Source organism: Amycolatopsis sp. SID8362 (assembly GCF_010550475.1).
GTDB classification, from domain to species: domain Bacteria; phylum Actinomycetota; class Actinomycetes; order Mycobacteriales; family Pseudonocardiaceae; genus Amycolatopsis; species Amycolatopsis eburnea.
In genome coordinates this window covers 1-4,801 of the sequence record NZ_JAAGNB010001520.1, presented here as the reverse complement: position 1 = coordinate 4,801, position 4,801 = coordinate 1, and the positions used below count along the sequence as shown (strand labels likewise).

At 73.0% G+C, this 4,801-nt stretch carries 5 protein-coding genes; 2 read left to right on the top strand and 3 right to left on the bottom strand.

The genetic code is table 11. The features are described 5' to 3' along the window. A partial coding sequence (locus G3I65_RS46815; protein ID WP_239071863.1) for a neutral zinc metallopeptidase occupies positions 1–1,165 on the top strand: 1,165 nt, incomplete at its 5' end. Here the strand turns inward: G3I65_RS46815 and G3I65_RS46810 are convergent. Further along, complete coding sequence (locus G3I65_RS46810; RefSeq protein WP_160701827.1) at positions 1,162–2,043, bottom strand: RDD family protein; 882 nt, start codon at positions 2,041–2,043, stop codon at positions 1,162–1,164. The genes G3I65_RS46815 and G3I65_RS46810 overlap by 4 nt on opposite strands. 33 nt (positions 2,044–2,076) lie before the next feature. Here G3I65_RS46810 and G3I65_RS46805 point away from each other — a divergent pair, with 33 nt between their 5' ends. Then, entirely contained in the window at positions 2,077–3,084 is a 1,008-nt protein-coding gene (locus G3I65_RS46805) for a stage II sporulation protein M (RefSeq protein ID WP_160701826.1), read from the top strand. On the opposite strand, the gene G3I65_RS46800 is transcribed toward G3I65_RS46805, so the two are convergent. Together G3I65_RS46800 and G3I65_RS46795 are read right to left on the bottom strand one after the other, a co-directional pair. Further along, complete coding sequence (locus G3I65_RS46800) at positions 3,076–3,819, bottom strand: ricin-type beta-trefoil lectin domain protein (RefSeq protein WP_239071862.1); 744 nt, start codon at positions 3,817–3,819, stop codon at positions 3,076–3,078. The genes G3I65_RS46805 and G3I65_RS46800 overlap by 9 nt on opposite strands. 60 nt (positions 3,820–3,879) lie before the next feature. Continuing rightward, a partial coding sequence (locus G3I65_RS46795; RefSeq protein WP_160701824.1) for a DUF58 domain-containing protein occupies positions 3,880–4,801 on the bottom strand: 922 nt, incomplete at its 5' end.

The following is a 4,801-nucleotide window of genomic DNA, read 5'->3' as shown; positions in this document are numbered from 1 at the left end:
CGGCCCGCCGACCGGCCCGAGCCCCGTCCCGCCCTTCGGCTACCCCGCCCCACCGCCCGCGCGAAGCCCGCTCCCACCACCCGCCGCCGCGCCCGCCGCCTTCGTGCCCGGTTACGCCGCGCCGCCGCCCTACGCTCCCTACGGCACCCGCTTCGGCCCTTACCCCGCCAAGAAATCCAACACCGGGGTCATCGTCGCGGTGGCGATCTTCGCCATCGTCGCCGTCGCCGGGGGGCTCGTCGCCGCCGTCGCGCTGATCGGGGGCGGAAAGTCGCGGCACGTCGCCGACGCCGGGTACTCCAGCACCTACCCGACCAGCACCGAAGAAACCACCGAGACGACCGAGAGCACCACGTCGTCGACGACGACCACCGAAGAAACGACCCGCACCTCCGAGCGCGAGACGCCGACGTCGCAACCACCGTCCGGCCCGCGTTCGGTCGTCGCCACCGGGGACAACCCGCTGTTCGGCAGCCCGAACTACGGCCTGCAGAACGTCTCGTGCTCGCTGAGCCGCTGGGGAACCGACCAGAACAGCGCCACGAAGTTCTTCCAGTCCGGCATCACCTGCCTCGACGCGATGTGGTCGCGCATGCTCGGCGCCGTCGACCTGCCGTTCGAGACGCCGAACCTGTCGGTGCCACGGTCGCTGTCCGAATCCTCGACGCCGTGCGGCAGCGGGGGCACGACCACCGGGGTCACGCCGTTCTACTGCCCGAGCAACAACACGATCTACATGCCGATGGACCGCATCGAGATCGACGTCTGGGGCAACCACCCCGGCCCGTACCTGTCGATCCTGGCCCACGAATACGGCCACCACGTGCAGAACATGGCCGGCATCTCCGAGGCGTACGGCAACCAGCGCTACGACGCCGGCGCCGACTCGGCGGCGGGCCTCGAACTGTCGCGGCGGATGGAACTCGAGGCCCAGTGCTTCTCCGGCATGTTCCTCGGCTCGGCTTCGGTCTCCGGCGGCTCGGTCGACAAGAACGTCTACAACGAGGCCTGGAACGCCCAGGACCGCGGCGACGACTACGCCCGCAACGGCAAGCGCGACCACGGCAGCGCCAAGCACAACATCTCCTGGTGGCAGCACGGCGCGACGACCAACCGCAACCAGCAGTGCAACACGTGGCTTGCCTCCTCGGGAGACGTTTCCTAGCTCGGCGGCGTGAACGGGCTGTCACTCGGCGGGGGTTCCGGCGAGGGAGCGGGCGCGAACCCGGACGGCGCCCCGAAGCCCTGGCCCCGCGCCGCCTGCACTCGGGCCGTGTACGCCTGGACCGCACGCGCGTGGTCGCGGTTGCGGCGCTCCGCCAGCACCGCCGCCAGGAACGCCCACGCCGGCACCCCGGGCGGCACCGGCGTGCCCAGTGCCTCGCCCACCTGCCGCGCGAGGCCCCAGCCCAGCGACTCCGCCGCCTCCGGGCGCAGCTGGGCGAAGCGGGTCAGGAACTGGCGGCTCGCCAGTGCGAGGTCGTCCGGCAGCCGGGTCAGGTCGAGGTGGGCCGCCCAGCCTTCGAGGCCGTACGGCATCGTGATGGCCGGGTGGCCGGTCGTCTCCGGGACGCGCTCGCGGACGACCAGCGTGCCGGCCAGGAAGTCGCCGACCCGGCGGCCGTCGGACGAGCACAGCGACACGATCACCGCGACCGCGCCGAACAGGCCGAGCGTCCAGAAGTCGACGACGAAGCCGGCGAGCCCGCGGACCAGGGCGTGCCGGAAGCGGATCGGGCCGCCGTCGACGCGGACCACGCGCAGGCCCACCGCCATCTTGCCGAGCGAGCGGCCGCGGGTGAGCGTTTCGGACAAGACCGGGTAGCCGACCAGGATCAGCACCACGCACACCAGGATCAGCGTCAGCGCGAGGGCTTCGTCCTCGCCCGGCACCGTCAGCGTGAGCACGATGAACGCCACCAGCAGCAGCGCGAACTGCAGGAGGACGTCGAGGGCCATCGCCAGCGCCCGGCTGGCGAGCTTGGCGACGCGCAGGTCCAGGACGACGGCTTCGCCGGTGACCAGCTCCGATTCCTCGTGCACGCGGCCCAGGGTATCGACGGATAGGGTGACGTCGTGGATGTGGACGTCTTCGTCGCGGCGCACACGGCGGAGTGGAACCGGCTCGGCGAGCTGAACCGCCGCGGCGGCAGGCTGACCGGCGCCGAGGCCGACGAGCTGGTGACGCTCTACCAGCGGACGGCGACGCACCTGTCGATCGTCCGGTCGGTCGCGCCGGACCCGGCCCTGCTCGGCAGGCTGTCGGAGCTGGTGGCGCGCGGCCGGTCGGCGATCTCGGGGTCGCACAACCCGGCGTGGCGCGAGGTCGCGCTGTTCTTCACGCGCCGCTTCCCGGCCGCGGTGTACCTGTCGCGGCGCTGGTGGATCCCGGCCGCGCTGGTGTCGATCGCGGTGATGGCGGTGATCGCCGTGTGGGTGGCGGGCGACCCGCACGTGCGCGCGTCGATGGCCACTCCGGACGAGCTGCGCGAGCTGACCAAGCCCGGCGGCGAAGCGGAAAGCTACTACTCGACCGGCCCGGCGGGGTCGTTCGCGGCGCGCGTCTGGACGAACAACGCGCTGGTGGCGGCGAATTCGCTGTTCCTGGGCATCGCGCTCGGCATCCCGGTGATCGGCGGGCTCTGGCTGAATTCGCTGAACGCGGGCGTGATCATCGGCGCGATGAGCGCGGCGGGCCGCGGCGACGTGATGATCGGCCTCCTGCTCCCCCACGGCCTCCTTGAGCTGACGGCGGTCTTCGTCGCGGCGGGCACCGGCCTCAAACTCGGCTGGACGGTGATCGACCCCGGCCGCCGTTCGCGGTCCGCCGCGCTGGCCGAACAGGGCCGTTCGGTGGTGGTGATCGCGCTCGGGCTGGCGTGCGTGCTGCTGGTGACCGGGATCATCGAGGCGTTCGTGACGCCGTCGGGCTGGCCCACGTGGATCCGGGTGGGGATCGGCGTCCTCGCCGAAGTGGCTTTCCTGGTCTACGTTTTCACGCTCGGCAGGCGCGCGGCGAAGGACGGCGAAGTGGGCGATCTGGACGCGCGCGACACCGGGGACGCGCTGCCCGAGTCAGCATAGGCACGACCCCTCGAAGGCGATCGACGAACCGTCCTCCAGCCCCGCCGACCCGACGAACCGCGCCTCGAACTCGCCCACCTCCGTCAGCACCAGCTTGGGGCTCGACGCCGACCCGTCCGCGCCCGTCTTCACCGTCACCGTCTCCCCGCCGCCTTCGAGCACCAACGCGCTCTTCGGCCGGGCGGCCCGCACGAAGAACGTCACCGGGACGTCCGCCGCGGGCTGGCCGTTCTCGCCGATCACCCGGACCACGAACGGCGCGCCCGGGTCCTTCGACGCCAGCCGCTGGCCGTTGCCCGACAGGATCGCCAGCGTCCGGCCGCCCGCGGCCCACGTGTTCGCGATGCCCGTCAGGGAACAGACTTCCTGGTACAGCCGGGCTCCCACCGACGCGCTCTCGGCCGTGAGGCACCGCGCGGTCGCCACGTTCGCGATCTCCACCAGGCCCGGCAGCCCCGCGATCCGCCGCCACGCCTGGTGCTTGTCCGCCGCGTCGCACGCGGCCAGCTTCACCGCCACGCCGTCGACCGGGCTCGAGGCCGTCAGGCACTGTCCACTTGAGACATTCGTGAAGTGCTGCGACGCATACGTCCACGCGGCACCCGGGTCGCCGGCGTCCGCCAGCACCGGCTGACCGGAAACCACCGCGAGCGAGAGCTTGCCGCCGCCGTCGGCCAGGTACACCGGAGCACCGTCGGACACCGGCGCCGAAGCGATCGCCAGCGCAACCGCCATGAGCTTGAACATCCTTCGGGCTTAACAGGCCGACCGGGCGGGCACCACCGCAGCCACCCGTTAGAGCCGCCCGGCCGCCTTCAAGGCCAGGTAGCGATCTGCCAGCGCCGGGGGCAGCTCCTCCGGGACGGCGTCCACCACGCTCACCCCGTGCCGCCCCAGCCGCTCGGTCACGCGGTGCCGCTCGGCCAGTGTCCGCGACGCCGCCGCCGCGTCGTACACGGCTTCCGCGTCGCCGCGGCCGGCCAGCATCTCCGCGACCCGGGGGTCTGCCACCGACGCCACGATCAGCTCGTGCCGCGCGGTCAGCGAGCTCAGCACCGGGAACAGCCCCTCCTCCAGCGGCGCCGCGTCGAGGCCGGTCAGGAGGACGACCAGCGCCCGCCGCCGGGTCCGCTGGAGCACCTCCGCGACCATCCCCCGCGCGTCCGTCTCGACCAGCGACGGCTCCAGCGGCGCCATCGCGTTCACCAGCGACGTCAGCAACGCGGGCCCGGACGAACCCTGCACGGCCGCCCGCAGCCGCCGGTCGTACGCCAGGAGGTCGACGCGGTCGCCGGCCCGGGAAGCCAGTGCCGCCAGCAGCAACGCCGCGTCCATCGCCGCGTCCAGGCGGGGCGCGTCGCCCACCCGGCCGGCCGAGACGCGGCCCGTGTCGAGCACCAGCACCACGTGCCGGTCGCGCTCGGGGCGCCACGTGCGGACCATGACGTCCGCGGCCCGCGCGGTCGCCCGCCAGTCGATCGAGCGGACGTCGTCGCCGATCACGTACTCGCGCAGCGAGTCGAATTCCGTGCCCTGGCCCCGGATCAGCACCGCGTTGCGGCCGTCGAGCTGCTGCAGCCGCGCCAGCCGCGAGGGCAGGTGCTTGCGGCTGTGGAACGGCGGCAGCACGCGGACCGTCCACGGCACCTCGTGCGATCCCTGCCGCGCGGCCAGGCCCAGCGGGCCCACCGACCGGACCGTCACCCGCGCCGCCGTC

Coding starts and splice junctions, on each gene's coding strand:
- G3I65_RS46800 (WP_239071862.1), bottom strand. CDS start 3,819: ATGGCGGTTGCGCTGGCGATCGCTTCGGCGCCGGTGTCCGACGGTGCT.